Consider the following 20,173-nt stretch of genomic DNA (forward strand, 5'->3'; position numbering starts at 1 on the left):
CGCCTCCTGACCGATAGATTCTGCTCCAGCCCAATGTCCGACGGGAACCCTTGTGCCAAAAGGTTTTGAACCAACAAGTAAAAAGGAATCGATAGCAGCAACCGGAGAGGGGATTCCCCATCGTCTCTTGTTTGATGCGAAAGGATAACCGGGAGCTAGTGCCGCGCCAGTCATATAAGTACGTGCGTGCGAGAGGCGGTCACGACTACCCGATGCGTCATCCATATGCTCGCTCAGCTTACCGTCGGCTCGACAACCGTCAGAGTGGGAACGGGGCTTTGCGTGTCCATATTGATTACGGCGCCGATAGGAACCGTCGCCTTATACATGCCGTGAGCGGAGGCGAGACCGGTTAACAGCGGCTTGCCCAGGGGAACGATGAATTCGCTGATGAGATCGCTATACGTCTTGCCGTAGGAGACGGGGCAGTTCGTGCACTCCCCCATGACGATGCCGACGCAGTCATTCAGCTTCCCTGCCAGCTTCAACCGGTTGATCATCCGGTACACTTTGTTGATGGGCTCATGCGTTTCCTCGAGAAACAATATTTTGCCTCGGGTATCGATTTCATACGGAGTGCCTAACGTATCCAGCATTGAGGAGAGGTTGCCGCCTACGAGGGGGGCGGTCACTTTGCCGGGAACCAGGCCGGTGAGCGGGATGTCCGGAGGGTTTTGTATCGATTTCGGAACGGCGGTTGAAGACACCATACCGAAAAATTGATTGAAATTGTAAGGCGGTGCCTCGGCGCGGAAATCGATCAGCATCAAACCGGAGAACGTCAGCAGATTGCTGAACAAATACAGCGTGTTCAGCAGCACCGTAATATCGCTATAACCGGTAACGATTTTCGGGTTTCTTGCGATCACCCTGTAATCCAGATATGGCAAGATTCCGGCAACGCCAACACCTCCGCGGGCCGGGAGGATCATTTTGACCTCCGGATTGATGATCATGTTCATGAAGTCGGCCGCCCGCTGCTGGTCCGTACCGGCAAGAAAGCCGTTGCTGGCGTACACATAATTTCCAACGACAACCGTAAAGCCCATACTTCGCAGCATCGTGATACCGTTGTTGATGTCGGCGGCGGGAAGCGGGCTGCCGAGCGTGACGAGGCCGATCGTATCTCCTTGCTGCAGAAGAGGCGGATGAATTGCCATTTTGCTGCTCCTCCCATCCAGGCACGTTTATATCATCTATATGCGGAGCAGCAGGGAAATACGATCATGCCGGAGCGCCAAAAGAGCACTGGAGTTCCAGATTACGAGGTTTACCCCTATGCGCCTCCAGACTTCGTGTTGCGCTTAAGCGAGATCCTGATCAGCATGACGGCGGACAAAAGGAGCGGAATCGCGATTTGAAAGATCGGAAATACCTTCAAACTGGTCGTGAGTCCTAATGAAATGTGATAGGTGTAGTTGGGCTCCAATAAAGCAACGGCGAAAATGACGGCTCCCGTAGGCAGCACCCAGAGCTTATAGCGTTTGCCGGTTAAATGGGACAAGGCTTGAACTGCGCAATAATAGAAAGCGCTCATCTTAATAAACAGACCGACGTAAATGAGCAGCGTCACGAAAACATCGACTCGTTCAAACACGTCGGCTACGGAAATTAGCTGAGAAGCTTGCAGTAATGGAAGCGCGGCCATGCCCGCCAACGTCGGACCGAGAATGACTAAATTCAGTATATTGACAAACACAAGGAAGATGGCGACCAGAACGTAAGCCAAGACGGACGTTTTGACCACCACCTTTTTCTCTCGCACCATCTGCCAGAACATCAGGAAGACGATCATCTGTCCGAACGGGAAGGAGACAATATCCGGAAACGATGCCTTCAAAATGGGCAGCAGACCGTTCTCCATAACGGGACCGAGACGCTCGAAATGGACGAGATCCCCGAGAAACAAGAGGAGGAACAAAATACCGTAGCTGACCAAAATAACCGGAAGCAGAATCTCCGCGATCCGGAAAAATACCTCCACGCCTTGATACACCCCATAAGCTGCGATGAGAATAACAATCAGCATGATGACAACTATGGGTGTTTGCGACAAAATCGTTACCGATATCAGCTCGCCGAAATCCCTTACGTTGCGCATGGATTCGTAGCCGAAATAGACGAAATACGACGCACCAAAGACGGAGCCGATAAACCGCCCGAAGTATACGTTCAATATTTGTATCAAATCGCGTTCCGGCTCTTTGCTCTGAATCCACAGGAACAGGCAAAGAAGAAGCAAGCCTATCACGGCGCCCATCAGCATCGCAAGCCACGCATCCTGGCCTACCTTGCTTCCGAAGAAGAAGAGCGGCGTGCTGCCGATTTCGAACAATATGATCACGAAGGTAAGCTGTGTAGCGGATATTTGCTGCCGTGTCCCGTCGGTCATGAGCTTTAGTCACCTCCCAGCCATTCGTCCAGCAAGCGTCCGACTGGATAAAATGCCGCATGAATCGGGGCGATGATATTAAAGAAGGGCCATTGGTACAGCTTCGCCAGGCTTAAATAAGCGCACCATACGACGATGGCGGCAAAGCACCAGCTGTCCCGTTTGCTTCCATGGGCGAGCATTGGACGTATTCCCCGATAGAGGAAATAGGCGTATACTGCCAGCACAGCGGCCCCTCTCATGATAGGATCATCCTTCCTCGTCTTTCGTAATAGCTTTGAACGATTTGGTACTGAGACCGATGCGCGACATCGTAATGTGAACCTTCGTTTCGATTTCAATGTCCTGAAATGCCGAATCCCATTGGTTACGCATCGTTTTCCAGTCCTTCGGAAATTTCCGGTGGATAATGTCTGCAAAGCCCAATATATCTACATGCAGACGCCGTGTAGCCTTCCATGACGTTTCCACCATGGTTTTGATCTGATTTTGCAGCTGCTTCTCCAGCTGCTTCACAACATCAGGCTTATTAAGCTCAAGCGGACAATCGGTTTCGAGAAGCATGCCGTTGCCTTTGATATTGATCTCCATAACAAAGCGGCCGTTCACTTTTTTAGGCACAATCTTTGTCTTGGATGTATCCAATCGATACGAGGAGTTATAGTTTTGTCCATCCGACGGCTTGCAGGCAAACGGCAGGACCGACGATTTTACTTTATTCGTAATCAGAGACACTCCAAGGCTCTCGTTTCTCGTCAGCCACCCGGTGAGCTTCCCGTCCTTGATGACGCCGAGCCTGCCCAATTTCAACACGGAAGTGACGCTGGTGTGGCTTAAGTCGTTCATCGAATCGACCTTTTTCGTCCCGCTGATAATAATTTCGGGAATCACCGCCCCTTTGGATGCGCTCGTCATGCCCATAGCCAGCTCATACAGCATGATGCTTGGCAGTGTGGAGGAATAGCGGGCCTCAATAGCCATTATTTCTCTTAAGCCTTGTCCTGGAATTTTCTCCAAATGCATCATCTGCTGGAGGACATCTCGGGCGTTTTCGGTTGTAACGAGCACGTTGACGGTCTCTCTCGCGTCGGGATTGCGAAAATAAAGATCGACGATCTGATTCAATCCGCCGCTGCGGGCTACTTGCTCGCTGATAATGATCACGCTGTTGTGAGCGAAAAAGAGCCAGCGAGGGCTCTCGAAGTTGCTGTTGGAAACGGCTTCCCTGATCGTTTTGCCGCGGGAAGTATGGACGGCTATCGGAGATTGCGAAGTGCCGCCGCCAACGGTTCCGACACCGGACGAAATGGCGGACGGGATGACGACCTGGAACGTGATCATCCATTCGCCATTCTCGTAATCCATGGCTGTAGCCGACGTGATGGAAAGCTTGTTCAGCTCGGTACGGTTCCAGCAGGCCGTAAGGCATAAGCTTACAAGCGTAAGAACAAGGAGAATGGCTGGTTTGCGCATGCTGCTACCTCCCTTTGGCTCTTGGTGCCCGGATTCCGGCAGCCAAGCAGCAGAGCCAAATGATAAGCGGGATGACGACGTTGAATGTTAATAGATCCGGTGACAGCGAAAAACGGTTGAAATGATTCGTTTCGGTCGTCTTCGGCCAGGACCAGAGGGTATACAGAGCAGTGAGCAGACCGATCGCAGGCAAGAAGGGCCTGGTATTCTTGATGCGGCAGGAATGGACGAAGCAGTGCCAGGAGCAAAACATGAAGATCGACATTTTGATATACATGGTGCTGATCCATAAGGAAATAAACAGAACGTCGATCCGTTCCATTAAATTGCCTAGCTTCAGGATCCCGACCATATTAAACGTCGGATACGCCAATATGGTGATTAGCTCGGGACCGAAAATGACGATGGCGGCGACTACGAACAGAAGCAGTTCGATCCCGGAAGCGATCACGCTCCATATCCCGATAAGAGAGGCATGCTCCGGATGTTTCAAATAAGGCAGCAATACGAGCAGTATGGCGACTTCCGACAGCCAGGCGGTCGGCGGAATGCTCCCATGAATGATACTTCGAATCGAATGCTCGCCTATAGGCAGAAGAAACGGAAGCTGCACTTTGTTCAAGAGCAAGATGATGGTGACCAGAATCGTCAAAAACGTAATGAGAGAAATGATCATATTGATTCTGGCTATAACCTCGATCCCGTGGTTCGCGGAATACAGCATGACCAAAAGCGCAACTGTGATTATTGCGTAGGCGGGAGTCCGCGTCAGCACATTTTCCGACATAAAGTTAATAAACTGACGGATAATAATCGTTTCGTTCGTGAAATAGTAGAAGGCAAGAATGAGCCCGAACAGCGATCCGGCCAAGCGGCCTAACCGGCTGTCCAGCCAGTCTATCAGCAGCATTCCCGGATTCATACTGCATATCGCTCCAATGAGCCAGGCAATCAATACGGCTGCCGCAATAGCCAGCAGGATCGACAACCAGGCGTCCTGGCCTGAGGATTCGACTACAATGCTGGGAACGGTCAATATGAAGGTAGGGGTAATGGAGCTCATGATCAGCATAATGCATTGAATGGAAGTTATTTTTTGTACCATAAGTTAGTTACCCTGCCTCCTTACAGAACGGATCTGCATCGTCTCGTTCCCTTTCCATAATCGTAGCCGATGTACCCTGTCAGCTGTTGTTGTCATCGGGTGGAGACGGCTTGTGCATCCTGGGCTGCCTGTTCTGGTTCTGCGATAAAAAGAGGGGACGCTTGACCATCGCCCACCAAGGCACGCGAATAAAAATATCTTTCAAATTACCCGGAATCAAAGGAGAAATAGGAGCCAAATACGGCGCTCCGAACGACCGCAAGCCAGCCAAATGAATAAGCACCACCATCAAGCCGGACATAATGCCGAACAGTCCGAGCGTTGCGGCCAGAAGCATCAAAGTAAACCGGATCAGCCTTGCCGCAGCCGACATATTTACGGAAGGAATAACGAAGCTGGCGATCGCCGTGAACGATACGACGATAACCATGGCGGCCGACACGAGCCCGGCCTGTACCGCCGCTTGCCCGAGCACCAAAGCCCCGACGATGGAGATCGCCGAGCCGATAACGCGCGGCATGCGGACTCCCGCTTCCCGCAGTACCTCGAACGTAATTTCCATCAGCATGGCCTCCAGCAGAGCGGGAAAAGGCACGCCTTCCCTTTGGGCGGCAAGACTGATGAGGAGAGTAGCGGGCAGCATCTCCTGATGGAACGTTGTCGTGGCAATATAGAGCGACGGGAGCAGCATGGCGACGATGAACGAGACGAAGCGGATGATTCTCAAGAACGACGCGATATCGTATCGCTGATAATAGTCCTCGCTGGACTGGAAAAATTTAAAAAAGGTAAAAGGAGCTATCAAGACAAAGGGCGTTCCGTCAACTATGATGACAATCTGCCCCTCCAGCAAAGCGGCTGCCGCGGTATCGGGCCGTTCCGTATTTTGTATGGTCGGGAACGGACTGAAGGTGGAGTCCTGGATCAGCTCCTCGATATAACCGCTCTCCAGAATGCCGTCGATTTGAATCGCATCCAGCCGCTTATGAACCTCTTCCACATACTGATTTTTTACAACATCCTTTAAATATAGGATAGCGACATTCGTATGCGTCTGCTTGCCGATCAATTTGGTATCGATGCGAAGATCGGGAGATTTGATCTTTCGCCGGATCAACGCCGTGTTGGTCCGCAAATTTTCGGTAAAGCCTTCCTTGGGACCGCGGATGACCGTCTGGGTGCTCGGCTCCTCGACACCGCGCATTTCTCCGCCGATCGTATCGGCCGAAATGGCCAGGCGGTTCCCTTGAACCATAACGATCGTCGCGCCATTAAACATGCAGATGAGAAGCGACTCCATATCTTCGATTTCACGTAGGCTGCCGACGGTTAATTTCCGGTTCAGGAGCGACTGGTAGAAGCCGGCCGCGTTCATGGGTGAACCGGCCCCCAACTCGATTAGCTGGAACAACTCCGCGATCATGTGCTGTAAGGCGACGGTATCTACCAGCCCGTCAATATAAGCCAGCGCAAGGCGCAGGTCCGGTCTTTGGGGATGGCTCAAATGTCGCAGGATTAGATCCGGACTGGCTTCCAGCCGGGTTCGAATCCATTCCACATTCGCGTCCAGATCCATGGATAGCAGAGGCATCTGCTGCGCCTGACCGCCGGCCGGAGAGGGATCGTTCCCCGGTTGTTGCTGCTGTTGCTGTTGTTGATGTATGCGACGATGAGTCAGCCACTTTCTGAAGATTCCCATAAGTACCTCATAATTGGTAAAACGACGTACCCTTACTATTACCAAAATTCGCTATTCCATGCATGGCTAGAGCGCCTATTCCCCGGGGAAGGGTACAAGTGGACACAAAAAAAGCCTGCGAAGATATTCTTCGTCAGGCTGATATTGGGTCGGCTATATAAAGCTTAGTTCCCGCTCTCCACGGAGCTGTCCTTTCGTTTCCATAGCTGTCTTGGCACGTATCGGAGGACCGTTGTCGCGATAGCTGCCCCTGCAAGCTCAACGAGTGAAAGAACGAGCAGCAGTCCGCTTAAGGAAACGAGAACCGCGAGCGGAAGCGTCCAAATATGATCCGGCTGTGCGAAAAAAGGAACAAGCGCAATGGCCAGAACGGGCGGTGCGTTCAGATGGAGCTTGCGGATCAAAATAATCGTGATGAGTGTCGCTGCAAAAAACGAGAGCATTCCTGTATGAGATAAGTATAAGGCCGAGCTGACCACCGATGCTGCACAAGCGCCGGCAATGAGCTTGATGAAGTCTTTCAAGGAAAAGCTCCGGCTAATGAATAGATAAGAGAAAGCGCCGAGAGTAGGGTAGAAAATCATCTTGATATCCGGTATATGACGGGAAATCCAATAAATCAGCAGCAAATAAAAGCATATGACCCATGTTTTCAGATTCACGCGGTATTTCGTCCTTTACATGTGAAGTTGAAGCGGGCACCATCCTCGAGGCATCGGGGAAGCGCACAGCCATGGACCATGTTACTACGAGACGTCCCGTTCGTCAATCATTAGAATAATCAGGAATGCTGTTTTCGGTACCGTCCCGGCGGCACGCCGACGATTCGTTTGAACATGCGGATGAAATTCGAATAATCGTTAAAGCCCGACAGCTCGCAAGCATCGGTAACGTTATGGCCCTCGTACAGCAGCTTTTTCGCGCGGGCGATTCGCTTGAGCAGAATGTATTCGTGAATCGTGCTTCCCGTGCTTTGACGGAACAGCCGGCTCAAATAGTAGCGGTTCATAAAAAATTGCTGCTCCAGCGCCTCCAGCGACAAATCATGATCCAAGTGGTGATCGATATAATCTAGAATGGGGGCCAGCTTCTCCGGAACGACCGATGCGGGCAGCGGAGATTGGTTGTGCCGGAACGCGCGGTTGAGCAGAACGAGCAGCTCGATCATATACGTGGCCAGCAGCAGATCCGATCCGTCCGCCGGCTGGCGGAATAGGCAGTCCATCTTGTGGAACAGGCTGAAGAGTTCATCCTGCTGGTGGGGAAGCAGATGAATTTTATTTTGCTCGCCCAATGGACGGTTCACGAAGCAGTCCAGCAGGTCGAAGGAGAAGGCGGAGGTCAGCTGCCGAATCGTTTCCGGATCGAAATGAATGACGATGTTTTCGTAAGGCTCGTCCGAGCGGAAGGTTGCCTTGTGCAGCTCCCGGTTGTTCATGATGAGCAGGTCACCGTATGCGAGCGGATATACATTTTTCTCGATGAAATAGTGGACGTCGCCGGACAGAAAAAAATAAATTTCAAACCGGTCGTGAAGGTGAAAATCCATTTTGGGCGGCTGTTCGGTTCGCCGGTGGATGTAATGGATTCCTTTCATTTCGTGATGGATTCGCATCGGTGCCCACCTCCGGATAAAAAGTCAAAAAAAGCAATAAAAACGGCAATTGAAGCAAGGAATTTGTTTTTATTATACTTCATTATAAAATGGAAATGAAAGCGTGTCTCAGGATGCGCCTAATTACTACGAAATCAGGTGAAACCATGAAATCATTGGGAACAGCCGTTATCGGCTGCGGGTCTATCTCAAGCGTCCATTTGAAAGCGATCGCAGGTTTGGAGCTGGCAGAGCTTAAAGCAGTCGTCGACATTAATGAAGAATTGGCGAAAAAGACAGCCGAGACGTACGGCTGCGATTATTACACCGACTACAAAGAGATGCTGCAACGTGATGATATCCAGGTGGTCCACATTTGTACGGGTCACTATTTGCATGCCCCAATGACCGTGGATGCCCTGAAGGCGGGCAAGCATGTGTTGACGGAGAAGCCGATGGCGGAGAACAAAGCGTCCGCTCATACGATGCTCGACGCGGCGGAAGAGAATAAAGACGTGCAGCTCGGCGTTATTTTCCAAAACCGGTACAACCCTTCGTCCATCCGCATGAAGCAAGCGGTCGATTCGGGAGAATTCGGCAAGCTGCTGTGCATGAAAGGTCTTGTCACGTGGTCGCGGACTCCTGCATACTACGAGACGGAATGGAAAGGCAAATGGGCTACGGAAGGCGGGGGCGTGCTGATCAATCAGGCGATCCATACGCTGGACCTGCTGCATTGGCTCGGAGGAGACGTGGCCAGCATCAAAGGGAGTATTTCCAACGATTCGCTGGAAGGAGTCATCGAGGTGGAGGACACCGCTCACGCGCATATCGAATTCCGAAACGGCGTGAAGGCGATCTTCTACGCGACGAATGCTTACGGCAGAAGCACTCCGGTTGAGGTCGAGGTTATTTTTGAGAAGGCGACGCTGCAGCTTCGCGGCGATACGCTGTATTTGCTGCAAGGAGATACGAGCACCATTCTGGCTGAGCCGGTCAAAAACGACTTGGGCGAGAAAGCGTACTGGGGCGTCAGCCATCAGTTCCAGATTCGAGATTTCTATGCGCATCTGCTCGAAGGCAAGCATTTCTGGATCGACGGACCGGAAGGCTACAAGGCGTTCCGCCTGGTTATGGATATTTATGAGTCCTCCAAGCTCGGACAAAGAATCAATTACACGGAATAACGAATGACTCCGTTTCATACGAGACAGTCTGTTGGCGCAGTCCTGCGTCGGCAGGCTGTTTTTTTGTTGTGCAGGAAAAGGTGCAAAGCTATTTTCCGGGCTTCTTAGCCGGTCATCGCTTTGCGAGACTGTTCAAGCTGAAATATCCATTCATTGCCTGCTCCATTCATGGAGACCGCTGCGCTCAAGGTTTCATACCTTAGTAGTACAAGCGGGAAAAAGGAGGAGGGGCGATAGAAGGTGATCGAAGAATATGTGCTGAACGTGTGCTTCCTGCTTACGTTCTTATTTGTGTACGCAAAATGGTTCATATGCCGCCCCCTCACCGCCGCTTCACCTTTCCCCGTCCGACAGAAGGCAGCCATCGTTATCGTTGTGTTTGGCGCACTGCTTTTTCCACTCGCTTGGATCGATTGGAGCGCAGATGAACCGCTGAGCATGGACTTGAACCATGCGCTTGCGGCGCTCGCCGCTCTAATCGGCGGCATGGCAAGCAGCGCGGCAGCGGGCTTAGCCGTTTTGCGCCGGATCGATGCGATCAGGAATCGGCTTATGCTGAATGAACACCGCATGCTGAGAGATATGGAGCTGGCGAGACGGATTCAGCAATCGGTGCTGCCTGCCGCCGCAGAGAGTGCTTGCATTACCATCAAGGGGCTCCACATTCCGTCCGGACAGGTGTCGGGAGACATGTACATGTGGCGGCTGGTTCAGGGCGATAAGGCGCTCATTATTTTGACCGATGTCATGGGTCATGGCGTCTCATCCTCCCTGGTCAGCATGTACATTCACGCTTATTTGCAGTCGATGCCGGAGAATGTGATCGATCCTGTCGATATCGTGAAGCAGCTGAACACGCGGTTATGCGGACTGTTCCAAACAGAAGCCGACGGCGGAGGGGCTATGTATTGTACAGCCGTATGCTTGCTGGCGGATGCCCGGAGACGGCAGGTGGAATATGTGAATGCGGGCCATCCTTACGGCATGATGCTTAGCGACGGCGAATCGTTTGACGAGCTGGTACATGGCGGGATTACGCTAGGCATTGATGCGGAGGCCGATTTTCAAAGGGGGACGGCGGCATTCAGACGCAATGCCCGGATCATTTTATTTACCGACGGCTTGTTCGAAGTGTACGGCGCGTCTCCCGCGGCAACGTCACAACGAATGAGAGAGCTGCTGGAAGCGTGCGGCGGTTTGGATACAGATTGTCTCATCAGGGAGCTGGCTAATGAACTGAGCCAAGGGTCCCATATGCCTGACGATATATGCGTTATCGCACTGGATATAAAAGAAGCGTGATGATGGAGAAGTCCATAAGCCTATAAGGAGTAAAAGGAGTGAGTAACATGGTCTTCATGATGATTGAAAGCCAGCCGTCGCAGAAATTCATCGATTTATCGGATGAAATGACGGAGAGCTTTCTGAAGTATACGGGAGTAGCCCAATACCGCAAGCTGTGCTTTGCCGTCCATGAATTGGTCATCAACGCAGTCGAGGCTGCCATGCATCACCAGCATGTCCAGCTGCGCGAAGGCAGAGAAGGCACAGGGAGGGAAGACGGGAGGACTGGGGAGATGTCCGGCTGCACCGTATCCGTGCGGATGGAGCTGAACGAGGGGGACATCGTCATTACCATTACTAACAATGCATGCCGGCACGCAGGGCAGACGATCGGCAGAAGAAGTCAAATGAAGCTGGAGGAACTGCTGTATGAGGAAAGGGGGAGAGGGCTTCTCCTCGCCAAACGGTTGTCCGACCAGTTGACCTATGAGCAGGACGATAGCGGGAGGATGACGATTGAGCTTAGAAAGAAGGGAGGTAATCAATATGAAGGGACCTGCGTACAACCCGAAGGGCAAGGATAGGGAGCAGCTTCATATTAGCGAGACGTCCTTAGGTGCGTACCAGCATTTCATGCTGTCGGGGAAGCTGACGTACGGCAATGACGGCAAGGCCAAGGAATGGCTGGGACGCCTCGTGAAGCCGTGTGAAGGCTACATTTTGGATCTGACGGAACTTACATTAATTGACAGTACTGGGCTAGGCGTGCTCATTTATTTCAAGAAAAGCTTCGACAAGGGGGAAGGCCGGCTGGTCGTCATCCTGCGGGATGAGCTAATGAAAGAGCTCGCAGCCATCGCCAAGCTGCATTTGGTTGTTTCGTTATGCTCCGATCTAGAGGAGGCCGTCCGGCTTTTGGACAGTAAAAGACAAGAAGAATAAATCGAACAGCCGAAAGGAGGGAGGGAGATGAATCTTTGGCATGCTTTGATTGAAAAAATAAGCAAGAAAGACATGATTTACGGCTTTATCATCTTTGATCTGATCATTGTCGTTATTACCGTCATGTCGTGGAAGTTCGATACGGCAAGAGAGCTTATCGATCAAATTACGTTCGGTTCGGCTTTGACGACGATCATGCTGGCCGTAGTAGCCATGATCTATTCCTATATTCAGGCCTTCGAGGCGTCTACGCATAATACGCTAGTCCGGCAAGCGCTGAATCAAATCAGCGATAAAGTGGAGGAGTTCGGCAAGATGAAGGACGAGTTGATTACCCTCCGCCACGATACCAAAACGTACAACGAGCATATTCTGGAATCGCTGAACCGGTTCGTGGAGGAAGCGTCCACTCATGTAGATTCTATCTTTGAGGTGCTCCGCGAGCGGGGGCTGGACGTGCCGGAGGAAGTGGAGAAGGATATATCCCTCGCGTACCGCGACAAGTTCAACAACGAGCTGTCGGACATCCGGTCCCGGTTCTTGCTCGACAAGGAAAAGCGGTTGATCAGGGAGCTCATTGCTTTGATTCAGAACAGCTTTCAAAGCGGCTATGAAGTCACACTGCTGGAAATCGTCGACCTGCTTGTGTATAAAGGCGTGGAATTCGAGGGAACGGATCTGATCGACGCCTTGTCCGCACTGGAGAGGAGCGGGTTGGTGCGCTTGACCGATACGCAAAGAGGGAAGGCGATACAAATTATGTAGCATAAAAAAGCAGCTCCCGTTAAGTCCCCGGTTGGAGGAGCGGGAGCTGCTTCTTCTGCTTCTGCTTAGGCAATGCTTCGACGTACAAGCCGATCGTTACGGCTGCTGAAGCTTGCCGTAGAAGTCCAGCACTTTTTCTTCGTATTCCTTCGGATGTACGGCGTGGCCTTTGACATGGTCGGCCCCCGAAATTTGCCACATTTCGAACCGGTCCTTATGCTTGGCCCACATCGATTCGCTGTTTTGCAGCGGGATCGAGTGGTCGTCCGAGCTGTGAATGAACAATACTGGTCGTGGATAAATCCGATCGATCGCGGTCAGTGCGTCTACCTGGTCCGGATCAATGCCGGTAAGCGGAGGCAAAATGCCGAGAATAAGCGGCGTAAACGGAAAATTCGGCAAATTGGACCAGGTCGGCAAGTTTTCCTCCAAATAGCGGGTCAAATGATTGAACGGGCTGTCCGCTACAATGCCGGTTATCGCGCTCTCTTCGGCAGCCGCCGTCAATGCGGTGCTGGCCCCCATAGAGAAGCCGTGAACCGCTATCGGCTCCGGATGGTTCGCTTTCACCCAATCGACGGCACCAAGCAGGTCGTACTTTTCCAGGTAGCCGACGGAGGTCAGCTCACCGCCCGATTCGCCGGAGTTGCGGAAGTCGAACATCAATACGTTGTATCCCTGATCAACGAGCGATTTGGTCAGCTTCAGCGTATCCGCTCCCGTCTGGAGACGGTTCTTCCGGTAACCGTGCGCCATAATAATATTCATCTTGGCCGGTTCGGACGAGCTCGGGATAAACCACCCTTGCAGAGCAACGTCTTTCGTCCTGCTTTCAAATTCCACCTTCTCGAAGGCAAGGCCGTAACGGTCCGGCGTTTCATCCAGTGCAACGCGTGCCGGATGGGTCAGCTTCCAGCCGACATACACCGATATGCCGACACTGGCGATCAGGAGCAAAGCAAGCAGAACGGCTGTCGACCATAGTACTTTTTTAGTTAATCTGCCACGGGGACGAGAGGCTCTCGTAATGGCTGGAGTGGGTCGCATGCTGATATTCCTTTCCGATAATAAAATGAATAAGCATGATCCATTATACGATAACCTGTTCATGTGCAACAGAGTGGAATTTCATGAATCTTTATGGATACGCCTGGAACTAGCGGAACCGGTGGTACAGCCAGGAAACCGCAACGCCAAGCAGGAGCAGGCCCGCGGCCCATAAAGGATTCGGGAGCGAAAAGCAGAGCGGAACAGCCATAAGCAGCAGGACGGCCAAATGAATGCGGAACCGGACTGCTCCGGTCGAATGCTTCAGCATCCCTTCAGGTATCGGATAAATCCGGTGCCATATATGCTCCCGGTAATACCGCTTCAGGTCGGACAATTGCAGCGCGGCGAACAATCCGAACAACGCATAGACGATCGCTGCGGCCCAGTCATTTTGAATCCAGACGATGAGGATGATACCGACTACAGCGAGTCTCACAGAGATGCCGAGCAGCTCGGAGCGAAGCCATACCAGAGTATGCAAGTAATGGTACGAGGATCGCTGCCGGAATGGAATCATACGACGAAGCAGGCCCGGCAGCGGAATGCCTCTTGCTTTGCCTTGAACCTGCGGCACATCGACGAACCAATTCAGCAGCCGGTAGATGCTCGCTTTATGTCTTCGTTCCATTTCTATCAACAGCGTCCAATGCACCGTATATTTGTGCGGAAGCCGGAGAACGGCCAAGTACAATATTGCGCCGGCGCCAGCGGTCAGGATGCCGTATGGAAGCTTCAGCGCCATCAGCGCGTAGGAGGCAAGCGCGGCGAACAGCCAGCGAAGCAGGATGAACCCTCTGCGCGTACCCGGCTCCTGGAGCTGCAGCTCCGTCCATTTGCCGTTCAATAGCGCCCATTTCAGCAGCAGCAGCACGGCCAGCAGCACAACGAACACAATGCCGTCCGCTTGCGTCATCCGGCCGTACAGCGGCCATACGAGCAGCCAGGCGGCGATGGTAACCGCCAGCTGGAACATGATGGCGCGGCGCGTGGCCGTTTGCAGATAGATGCTCATGCCCCGCTCCTGCGGCAGCAGAAACAACGTATCCGCCTCCTGAAGGTAAGTCCGGACGCGGCCGCTAGCGAGCGCGAGGAACAGGACGGCTGCGCAAAGAGGCTGCCAAGGGAACTCCGGCGTCACCCATTGAAGAAACAGGCGGTAAGCAATGGAGAACAGCAAGAAAAACACGATCGCAGCCATGGAAGCGCCTTGAAATGCATAATGTGCATAAGGCCGGATTTCCTTAAGAAATTCGGCGGTTCGGCGTTGATACAATGCGCTCATGTCCATCAGCGGGAACCGTCCCTTGTTACCAGCTCGCAGAACACGTCATCGAGCGGAGCGGAGGGCATTCCGGCTGCCGCGCGGAGCGTCTCGACAGGACCGGATACGATAAGCTTGCCTTGATGCATGACGAGAAACCGGTCGCAATACCGTTCGATGGTGGCCAGAATGTGGGAGCTGATGAGAATGGAAGCGCCGCTTTCTTTCACCTGAACCATCAGCTCCAGCAAGGAGCGCATGCTTAGCGGATCCAGCCCGAGAAACGGCTCGTCAATGATGTAGAGCTCAGGCTGCACCAGAAAAGCGCACATGATCATGACCTTTTGCCGCATCCCCTTGGACAAATGCGAGGCCATCCGTCCGGTCAGCTTGCTCATCTGAAACTGCTCGAGAAGCGGCTCAATCCTTTGCCGGTAGGAGGCGGAATCGAGGCCGTAAGCCATGGCGGTCAGCTCCAGATGCTCCTGTACGGTTAATTCCTCGTATAGTAACGGGCTTTCTGGCACGTAAGCGAACGTTTGCCGGTATTGCTCCTGCGATTCGGCCAATTGCTTTCCCTTCAGCCGGATTTCCCCTTGATGCGGAAGCATCAGACCGAGAATGTGTTTGATCGTCGTACTTTTGCCTGCGCCGTTCAATCCGATAAGACCGACCATTTCCCCAGGCTGGACATGGAAGGATAAATCGTGAAGCACAGGCTGCTGGCGGCTGTAGCCTCCGGTGACGCGTTCCACTTCCAAAATCGGCTGCACCGGTATTCCCCCTTTGCAATTCTTTTCCTTCTAGACTAGCGGATTTTCCGTTCCTTTTCCAGTCGGGGGGATGTGAGGTGTCTCCCTGATAGCCAAGAGTACCGCTGCTGCACAGGATTGATGGCCCAAAAATCGGCGGCAGTGCAACCTAATCGTCAATGTAGCGTTACAATAAGTAAGCGATGTCTCTATAATCGAAATGGGGAGGCAGATGTGCGTTATGAAATCTTTTTCTTCCATGACAGGTCTCGTGTCGGGAATCGGTTCGATTGTGTTGTGGCTCATTATGATTTTTTTCAATCCATATTCCAGCCCAGTCCATATAGATACTAAAGTGCTCACGTTCGTTATGATCGGCCTTCCGGCTTGCCTCGCTATCCTCGCGTCATTATTGGCTAGAGCCGCGCTAATGCTTGCCGCATTTATTTGGTCGCTGCCGGTCAGCTTGTATTTGCTGATGACCCCTGGCATTTTTTCCCTATTCGGGGTAACGTGCGCATTGTATCTTATCAGCTTCATCGTGATGGTCTCCGTTAGAGCGCGTTGAAGGGCGGGGATGCAGGATTCGGATACAAAAAAAGAAACCCTCCGGCACCAACGTTTCCATTGATTTTGGAGGGTCTTTGGCTTGGATGGATTATCGCTAAGAAGCTCTATCAGGCTTCCGACAGCTTGCCGCTTCCGATGAAGGCCGCTTCTTCGTCAGCCGCCGCCGGAGCCGCAGGTTCCTCTAAGCCGAACTGCTTCTCGCTCTTGGCAATGACGACGGTAGCTACGCTGTTGCCGATCAGGTTCGTAATTGCGCGCGCTTCGGACATAAAGCGGTCTACGCCGAGCAGGAGCGCCATCCCTTCGATAGGAATCACATTGCCCGGAACGGCAGCAAGCGTAGCGGCCAAGGTGATGAAGCCGGAGCCGGTTACGCCGGCGGCTCCTTTGGACGTTACCATCAGCACGCCGAGCACGGTCAAGATTTGCAGCCAGGTCAGCTCGACACCGTAAGCTTGAGCGATGAACAAGGCGGCCATGGATAGATAAATCGAAGTGCCGTCGAGATTAAACGAATACCCGGTCGGAACGACCAGCCCGACAACGGACTTGGAACAGCCGTACTTTTCGAGACGCTCCATCAAGCGCGGCAGCGCCGATTCGGAGGAGGAGGTACCGAGTACGAGCAGTATTTCTTCTTTAATGAACTTGAGCAGGTTGAAGATGCTGAAGCCGTATATTTTGGCAATCGTGCCTAGAATTAATACGACGAACAAGAACATCGTGATGTAGACCGAGCCCATCATTTTGCCGAGAGAGAACAGCGAGCCGATACCGAACTTGCCGATTGTATAGGCCATAGCGCCGCCTGCGGCAAGCGGAGAGAAGCGCATGATGATAGCGACGAGCCTGAAAAATACATCGTTCATTTTCTCGAAGAACGAAGTTAGCGGCTTCGCCTTCTCGCCAAGTCCGGCCATAGCCAGACCGAAGAGGACGGAGAAGAACAGTACCGGCAGCATATCTCCTTTGGCCAAGGCGCCGACAACGCTGTCAGGAATAATGCTGACCAGGAAATCGACGAAGCCGTGCGGCGTTTCTGCAGCCTGCTTTGCATATTTGGCAACATCGGCGGCATTTTTGCCCACATTGCTGATGTCCATACCGGCGCCCGGCTTCACAATAAACATGACGGCGATGCCGATTGCCATGGCGAAGGTTGTAATAATCTCAAAGTAGAGGAGCGCTTTGCCGCCGATGCGGCCGATTTTTTTCATATCTCCCATATTCGCAAAGCCGATGACGATAGTAAAGAATACAATCGGAGCGATGACCATTTTGATCATTTTGACGAAAATATCGCCTAATACTTTCAGCTGAATGCCGGTAGCGGGGAAAAACTGACCGATCAATATCCCGATCACGATAGCGATTAACACTTGAACGGTCAAGTTTTTAAAATTGATTCTCACTTAAGATCCCTCTTTTCTTGTATGTTGTCATTACCCGGTCTCTTGAATTTTTCGTACCGCTTTCCTTGTTGGAAACGTATACTGCAATCGCTTTCAGCGAAGTGTTGAATGGAATGAACTCATGATATCGCTTTCAAATAGGTTTGTGAATCTTTTGGCCGTATTGGTGGTTTTGGTCTTTTTGGTCGCAAAAGCAAATACTAATTAGGTGAGCGCGGCATGTGGAGGAACACTTGACTTTTATACCCCATGGGGGTATATTGAGTTTATAAAAGAGAGGAGCGATTGACAATGCAAACGATAACGCTGAAGGTAGAAGGAATGTCTTGCAATCATTGCGTCAGCTCCATTGAAGGCGCATTGAAGGAGCTCGGAGCAAGCGGAAACGTGAGCCTGCCGAATAAATCGGTGACCGTCGCTTTCGACGAAAAGAAGCTGAACGAGGCTGCCATCAGGGAAGCCATTGAAGATCAAGGGTACGATGTCGTGAAATAAGGGATGGGCAGATTTCACTTTGTGTCAGGACCTTTGCGGAGTGGATGGAATAAAGGCGCGAGAAGAAAACGTTATGTTTTCGGACCTGCGCTTTTTTTTGCATATATAGAATTTATAATCGGGGCTCCCCGCAAAGTATCTGATTAACTTCGAAGCCAAAGCTCCACTTTGCGGGGTTATTTTAGCTGCTTATGGAAGCGGATGGTAGGTTGGATGACGGATTGGATTCGTATCGGAATGTCCGTCCAAGGGCTCGGATCGCGGGCAGAAGAGGAAGCAGCAGCGCAAAGCCGGTATAATAAGAGAAATGGCTTTTGATCATAGGGAAGCGGAGGACGGTTGAATTGAGCACTAATAAGGCGACGGTAGCGATATTTACTTTGGCCGGACTTGCAACCGCGCAGGGATTTATGGATGTATTTCGGGACGAGCTGTCCAGGCAGCTGCACAGCCGCGGATTGGCGGTATCGGCATCGGCCTCGCTCTATCCATACGGGGACTGGTCGCGCAGGGCCGCATATCAATTGCTTGAAATCGCCCGCGACTTGACGGATATCCACGAGAAGGTCTGGCGGTCCGTCGGAGCGGGAGCAGCGCGAGAGCAAATTATGCAGGCAACGCAGGCCGGGCATACGGTGCTGCTCATCGGGCATAGCGGCGGAGGCGTAACCGCTGTTCAGATCGCGAGGCAGCTTATCTCGGCAGGACATAAGGCACCGCTCGTCGTGCAGATCGGTTCTCCCAAGTGCCCGGTTCCGGTCGTTTGGAAGGACCGTGTGCTGTATTTATCGTTGGTGGGGGAGGATGGCAGAAGAAGCGATCCCGTGACCAGGTTCGGGCGGTGGGGAGGCTGGGTTACAGGGAGGAGCAGAGTCGCTCTCTGGAAACGAAATGCGTATGCTCCCGGCGCCATTATCGGCCTTCCGCTCATCGGAAGCCATCCGGATTATTTTCGCATGCAGCCTCCCTATGTGAATGAGGAAGGACGTTCCAATATGAATCAAACGGTGGGAGCTATTATGGAGTGGCTTGAGCGGAGGCTGTTCTGACTTGAGAGATGAACGATTAATTCAAATACATAGTAAGGGGAGGCTGCTCAATAGCGGCGGTGATAGATGCAGATGGCGGCTCGCTGATACACGTTTCCGGCACGGATTTTTGGTGAAAAAATGATTGGCCGGATGCCATAATCAGGCTTTACAGCACTCACGATGTAGAGTATGCTTAAGATATAATTCCATTATACAAAACGTAGTTTCATTGCATGAAATGAAATGGAGGTTAGGATATGGATATCAAAGAGCAGGTAAGGCTTCAATTCGGCTCCAATGCCGCCCATTATGTCAGCAGCCCGCTGCACGCAGCAGGAGCTGATTTGCAGCTATTGGCCGACTGGATCAAAGCCGAAAACGCAAGCAGAGCGCTGGATATTGCCACAGGGGGCGGCCATGCTGCACTGGTTTTGGCCCAGCATGCCGAGGAAGTGACCGCGCTGGATATGACGGAGCCGATGCTGCAGGTAGCCGAATCGTTCCTGAACAGCCAGGGCTGCAATCAAATCCGCTACGTTCAAGGAGATGCCGAGGCGCTGCCCTTCGAAGCGGGGAGCTTCGATATCGCCGTTTGCCGCATCGCGGCGCACCATTTCCCGAATGTCGATGCTTTTGTGAAGGAGGCGGCAAGGGTATTGAGAGCGGATGGAAGCTTGATCCTGTTCGATAACGTATCCTCGGAGTGGGATGAGCTGGACGCTCTGTACAATGAGGTCGAGAAGCGACGGGATCCGAGCCATTATCGCGCCTGGAGAAAATCCGAGTGGATAACGAAGCTAGAGCTCGCCGGCTTCAAGGTTGAGCAGCTGGTACAGTCCCGCAAAACGTTTTACATCGATTCGTGGTGCGGTCGGATGAACGTACCGGAGACGACGAAGCGGGAATTGGAGGCCTATATGCTGAGCCAGCCGGAAGAGCTGCAGCGACAGCTTGGCATCCAGACGGAGCAAGGGAGCTTGCTCAGCTTTCAAGGGGATTATATGCTGCTGAAAGCACGGAAAGCAGTTTGAGTGGCGGCCGGTAGCATGTGAGCGAGCGGAGCACTTGTAACGCGGAAAAACCGCCTTACAGAGGCGTGACGCGTCGGAAGGCGAGCTTGTAAGTCGGAAAAACCGCGTTACACGGCGGATTGACAGGTCA

21 protein-coding genes are annotated in these 20,173 nt (G+C 52.4%); 9 read left to right on the forward strand and 12 right to left on the reverse strand.

Annotation, left to right across the window (positions count from 1 at the left end; translation table 11 throughout):
* Nucleotides 1–233 precede the first annotated feature (233 nt).
* From ACFQ88_RS22135 to ACFQ88_RS22170, 8 genes are all read right to left on the reverse strand, one after another.
* Complete coding sequence (locus ACFQ88_RS22135; RefSeq protein ID WP_379456771.1) at nt 234–1,160, reverse strand: S66 peptidase family protein; 927 nt, start codon at nt 1,158–1,160, stop codon at nt 234–236.
* A gap of 116 nt (nt 1,161–1,276) precedes the next feature.
* Entirely contained in the window at nt 1,277–2,392 is a 1,116-nt protein-coding gene (locus ACFQ88_RS22140; RefSeq protein WP_379456773.1) for a GerAB/ArcD/ProY family transporter, read from the reverse strand.
* Between the two features lie 5 nt (nt 2,393–2,397).
* Nucleotides 2,398–2,634 (reverse strand): hypothetical protein, encoded by a 237-nt coding sequence (locus tag ACFQ88_RS22145; protein WP_239632337.1) that lies wholly within the window; start codon nt 2,632–2,634, stop codon nt 2,398–2,400.
* Between the two features lie 7 nt (nt 2,635–2,641).
* Nucleotides 2,642–3,865, reverse strand: a complete 1,224-nt coding sequence (locus ACFQ88_RS22150) for a Ger(x)C family spore germination protein (RefSeq protein ID WP_239632339.1) — start codon at nt 3,863–3,865, stop codon at nt 2,642–2,644.
* A gap of 4 nt (nt 3,866–3,869) precedes the next feature.
* On the reverse strand, nt 3,870–4,970 hold the full coding sequence (locus ACFQ88_RS22155) for a GerAB/ArcD/ProY family transporter (protein ID WP_379456776.1): 1,101 nt from the start codon (nt 4,968–4,970) through the stop codon (nt 3,870–3,872).
* 79 nt (nt 4,971–5,049) lie between these two features.
* Complete coding sequence (locus ACFQ88_RS22160) at nt 5,050–6,669, reverse strand: spore germination protein (RefSeq protein WP_379456778.1); 1,620 nt, start codon at nt 6,667–6,669, stop codon at nt 5,050–5,052.
* Between the two features lie 164 nt (nt 6,670–6,833).
* Nucleotides 6,834–7,331: a hypothetical protein gene (locus tag ACFQ88_RS22165; RefSeq protein ID WP_379456780.1), complete on the reverse strand. Its 498-nt coding sequence runs from the start codon at nt 7,329–7,331 to the stop codon at nt 6,834–6,836.
* Nucleotides 7,332–7,450: 119 nt separating this feature from the next.
* Nucleotides 7,451–8,284 (reverse strand): AraC family transcriptional regulator, encoded by an 834-nt coding sequence (locus ACFQ88_RS22170; RefSeq protein ID WP_379456782.1) that lies wholly within the window; start codon nt 8,282–8,284, stop codon nt 7,451–7,453.
* Between the two features lie 146 nt (nt 8,285–8,430).
* Between ACFQ88_RS22170 and ACFQ88_RS22175 the strand changes: the two genes are divergently transcribed.
* The 5 genes from ACFQ88_RS22175 to ACFQ88_RS22195 all read left to right on the forward strand — a co-directional run bounded on the left by ACFQ88_RS22175 (nt 8,431) and on the right by ACFQ88_RS22195 (nt 12,441).
* Nucleotides 8,431–9,450, forward strand: a complete 1,020-nt coding sequence (locus ACFQ88_RS22175) for a Gfo/Idh/MocA family protein (protein WP_379456784.1) — start codon at nt 8,431–8,433, stop codon at nt 9,448–9,450.
* A 240-nt stretch (nt 9,451–9,690) separates the two neighbouring features.
* Nucleotides 9,691–10,752 (forward strand): PP2C family protein-serine/threonine phosphatase, encoded by a 1,062-nt coding sequence (locus tag ACFQ88_RS22180; RefSeq protein ID WP_379456786.1) that lies wholly within the window; start codon nt 9,691–9,693, stop codon nt 10,750–10,752.
* Nucleotides 10,753–10,799: 47 nt separating this feature from the next.
* Nucleotides 10,800–11,318 (forward strand): ATP-binding protein, encoded by a 519-nt coding sequence (locus ACFQ88_RS22185; RefSeq protein ID WP_239635296.1) that lies wholly within the window; start codon nt 10,800–10,802, stop codon nt 11,316–11,318.
* Complete coding sequence (locus ACFQ88_RS22190) at nt 11,281–11,676, forward strand: STAS domain-containing protein (protein WP_379456788.1); 396 nt, start codon at nt 11,281–11,283, stop codon at nt 11,674–11,676. The genes ACFQ88_RS22185 and ACFQ88_RS22190 overlap by 38 nt, the downstream gene beginning before the upstream one ends.
* 27 nt (nt 11,677–11,703) lie before the next feature.
* Nucleotides 11,704–12,441, forward strand: a complete 738-nt coding sequence (locus ACFQ88_RS22195) for a hypothetical protein (protein WP_379456790.1) — start codon at nt 11,704–11,706, stop codon at nt 12,439–12,441.
* A 96-nt stretch (nt 12,442–12,537) separates the two neighbouring features.
* Here the strand turns inward: ACFQ88_RS22195 and ACFQ88_RS22200 are convergent, their stop codons facing one another.
* The 3 genes from ACFQ88_RS22200 to ACFQ88_RS22210 form a co-directional block, all read right to left on the reverse strand.
* Complete coding sequence (locus ACFQ88_RS22200) at nt 12,538–13,488, reverse strand: alpha/beta hydrolase (protein WP_379456792.1); 951 nt, start codon at nt 13,486–13,488, stop codon at nt 12,538–12,540.
* Nucleotides 13,489–13,597: 109 nt separating this feature from the next.
* Complete coding sequence (locus ACFQ88_RS22205; protein WP_379456794.1) at nt 13,598–14,779, reverse strand: ABC transporter permease; 1,182 nt, start codon at nt 14,777–14,779, stop codon at nt 13,598–13,600.
* Complete coding sequence (locus ACFQ88_RS22210; protein ID WP_379456868.1) at nt 14,779–15,531, reverse strand: ABC transporter ATP-binding protein; 753 nt, start codon at nt 15,529–15,531, stop codon at nt 14,779–14,781. Before ACFQ88_RS22210 ends, ACFQ88_RS22205 begins: the two co-directional genes overlap by 1 nt.
* A 214-nt stretch (nt 15,532–15,745) precedes the next feature.
* On the opposite strand from ACFQ88_RS22210, the gene ACFQ88_RS22215 reads away from it, so the two are divergent.
* Entirely contained in the window at nt 15,746–16,072 is a 327-nt protein-coding gene (locus tag ACFQ88_RS22215; protein WP_379456796.1) for a hypothetical protein, read from the forward strand.
* Between the two features lie 109 nt (nt 16,073–16,181).
* Here ACFQ88_RS22215 and ACFQ88_RS22220 read toward each other — a convergent pair whose 3' ends face one another.
* Entirely contained in the window at nt 16,182–17,486 is a 1,305-nt protein-coding gene (locus ACFQ88_RS22220) for a dicarboxylate/amino acid:cation symporter (protein ID WP_239632365.1), read from the reverse strand.
* Nucleotides 17,487–17,777: 291 nt separating this feature from the next.
* On the opposite strand from ACFQ88_RS22220, the gene ACFQ88_RS22225 reads away from it, so the two are divergent.
* From ACFQ88_RS22225 to ACFQ88_RS22235, 3 genes are all read left to right on the forward strand, one after another.
* Nucleotides 17,778–17,981, forward strand: a complete 204-nt coding sequence (locus ACFQ88_RS22225; RefSeq protein WP_239632367.1) for a copper ion binding protein — start codon at nt 17,778–17,780, stop codon at nt 17,979–17,981.
* A gap of 344 nt (nt 17,982–18,325) precedes the next feature.
* Nucleotides 18,326–19,030 (forward strand): hypothetical protein, encoded by a 705-nt coding sequence (locus ACFQ88_RS22230; protein ID WP_379456799.1) that lies wholly within the window; start codon nt 18,326–18,328, stop codon nt 19,028–19,030.
* A 239-nt stretch (nt 19,031–19,269) separates the two neighbouring features.
* A complete protein-coding gene (locus ACFQ88_RS22235; protein ID WP_379456801.1) occupies nt 19,270–20,043 on the forward strand; it encodes a class I SAM-dependent methyltransferase in 774 nt (257 codons plus the stop codon).
* The last annotated feature ends 130 nt before the right edge of the window (nt 20,044–20,173 follow it).

Origin of the sequence: Paenibacillus sp. NPDC056579 (assembly GCF_042793215.1) — a bacterium.
Taxonomy (GTDB): domain Bacteria; phylum Bacillota; class Bacilli; order Paenibacillales; family NBRC-103111; genus Paenibacillus_S.

Excerpts from the sequence above, each read along its gene's own strand:
- ACFQ88_RS22185 (WP_239635296.1), top strand. The coding sequence starts at position 10,800 with ATGGTCTTCATGATGATTGAAAGCCAGCCGTCGCAGAAATTCATCGAT.
- ACFQ88_RS22200 (WP_379456792.1), bottom strand. The coding sequence starts at position 13,488 with ATGCGACCCACTCCAGCCATTACGAGAGCCTCTCGTCCCCGTGGCAGA.
- ACFQ88_RS22175 (WP_379456784.1), top strand. The coding sequence starts at position 8,431 with ATGAAATCATTGGGAACAGCCGTTATCGGCTGCGGGTCTATCTCAAGC.
- ACFQ88_RS22135 (WP_379456771.1), bottom strand. The coding sequence starts at position 1,160 with ATGGCAATTCATCCGCCTCTTCTGCAGCAAGGAGATACGATCGGCCTC.
- ACFQ88_RS22155 (WP_379456776.1), bottom strand. The coding sequence starts at position 4,970 with ATGGTACAAAAAATAACTTCCATTCAATGCATTATGCTGATCATGAGC.
- ACFQ88_RS22140 (WP_379456773.1), bottom strand. The coding sequence starts at position 2,392 with ATGACCGACGGGACACGGCAGCAAATATCCGCTACACAGCTTACCTTC.
- ACFQ88_RS22190 (WP_379456788.1), top strand. The coding sequence starts at position 11,281 with ATGAAGGGACCTGCGTACAACCCGAAGGGCAAGGATAGGGAGCAGCTT.
- ACFQ88_RS22225 (WP_239632367.1), top strand. The coding sequence starts at position 17,778 with ATGCAAACGATAACGCTGAAGGTAGAAGGAATGTCTTGCAATCATTGC.
- ACFQ88_RS22205 (WP_379456794.1), bottom strand. The coding sequence starts at position 14,779 with ATGGACATGAGCGCATTGTATCAACGCCGAACCGCCGAATTTCTTAAG.
- ACFQ88_RS22195 (WP_379456790.1), top strand. The coding sequence starts at position 11,704 with ATGAATCTTTGGCATGCTTTGATTGAAAAAATAAGCAAGAAAGACATG.
- ACFQ88_RS22235 (WP_379456801.1), top strand. The coding sequence starts at position 19,270 with ATGGATATCAAAGAGCAGGTAAGGCTTCAATTCGGCTCCAATGCCGCC.
- ACFQ88_RS22150 (WP_239632339.1), bottom strand. The coding sequence starts at position 3,865 with ATGCGCAAACCAGCCATTCTCCTTGTTCTTACGCTTGTAAGCTTATGC.
- ACFQ88_RS22145 (WP_239632337.1), bottom strand. The coding sequence starts at position 2,634 with ATGAGAGGGGCCGCTGTGCTGGCAGTATACGCCTATTTCCTCTATCGG.
- ACFQ88_RS22160 (WP_379456778.1), bottom strand. The coding sequence starts at position 6,669 with ATGGGAATCTTCAGAAAGTGGCTGACTCATCGTCGCATACATCAACAA.
- ACFQ88_RS22215 (WP_379456796.1), top strand. The coding sequence starts at position 15,746 with ATGAAATCTTTTTCTTCCATGACAGGTCTCGTGTCGGGAATCGGTTCG.
- ACFQ88_RS22170 (WP_379456782.1), bottom strand. The coding sequence starts at position 8,284 with ATGCGAATCCATCACGAAATGAAAGGAATCCATTACATCCACCGGCGA.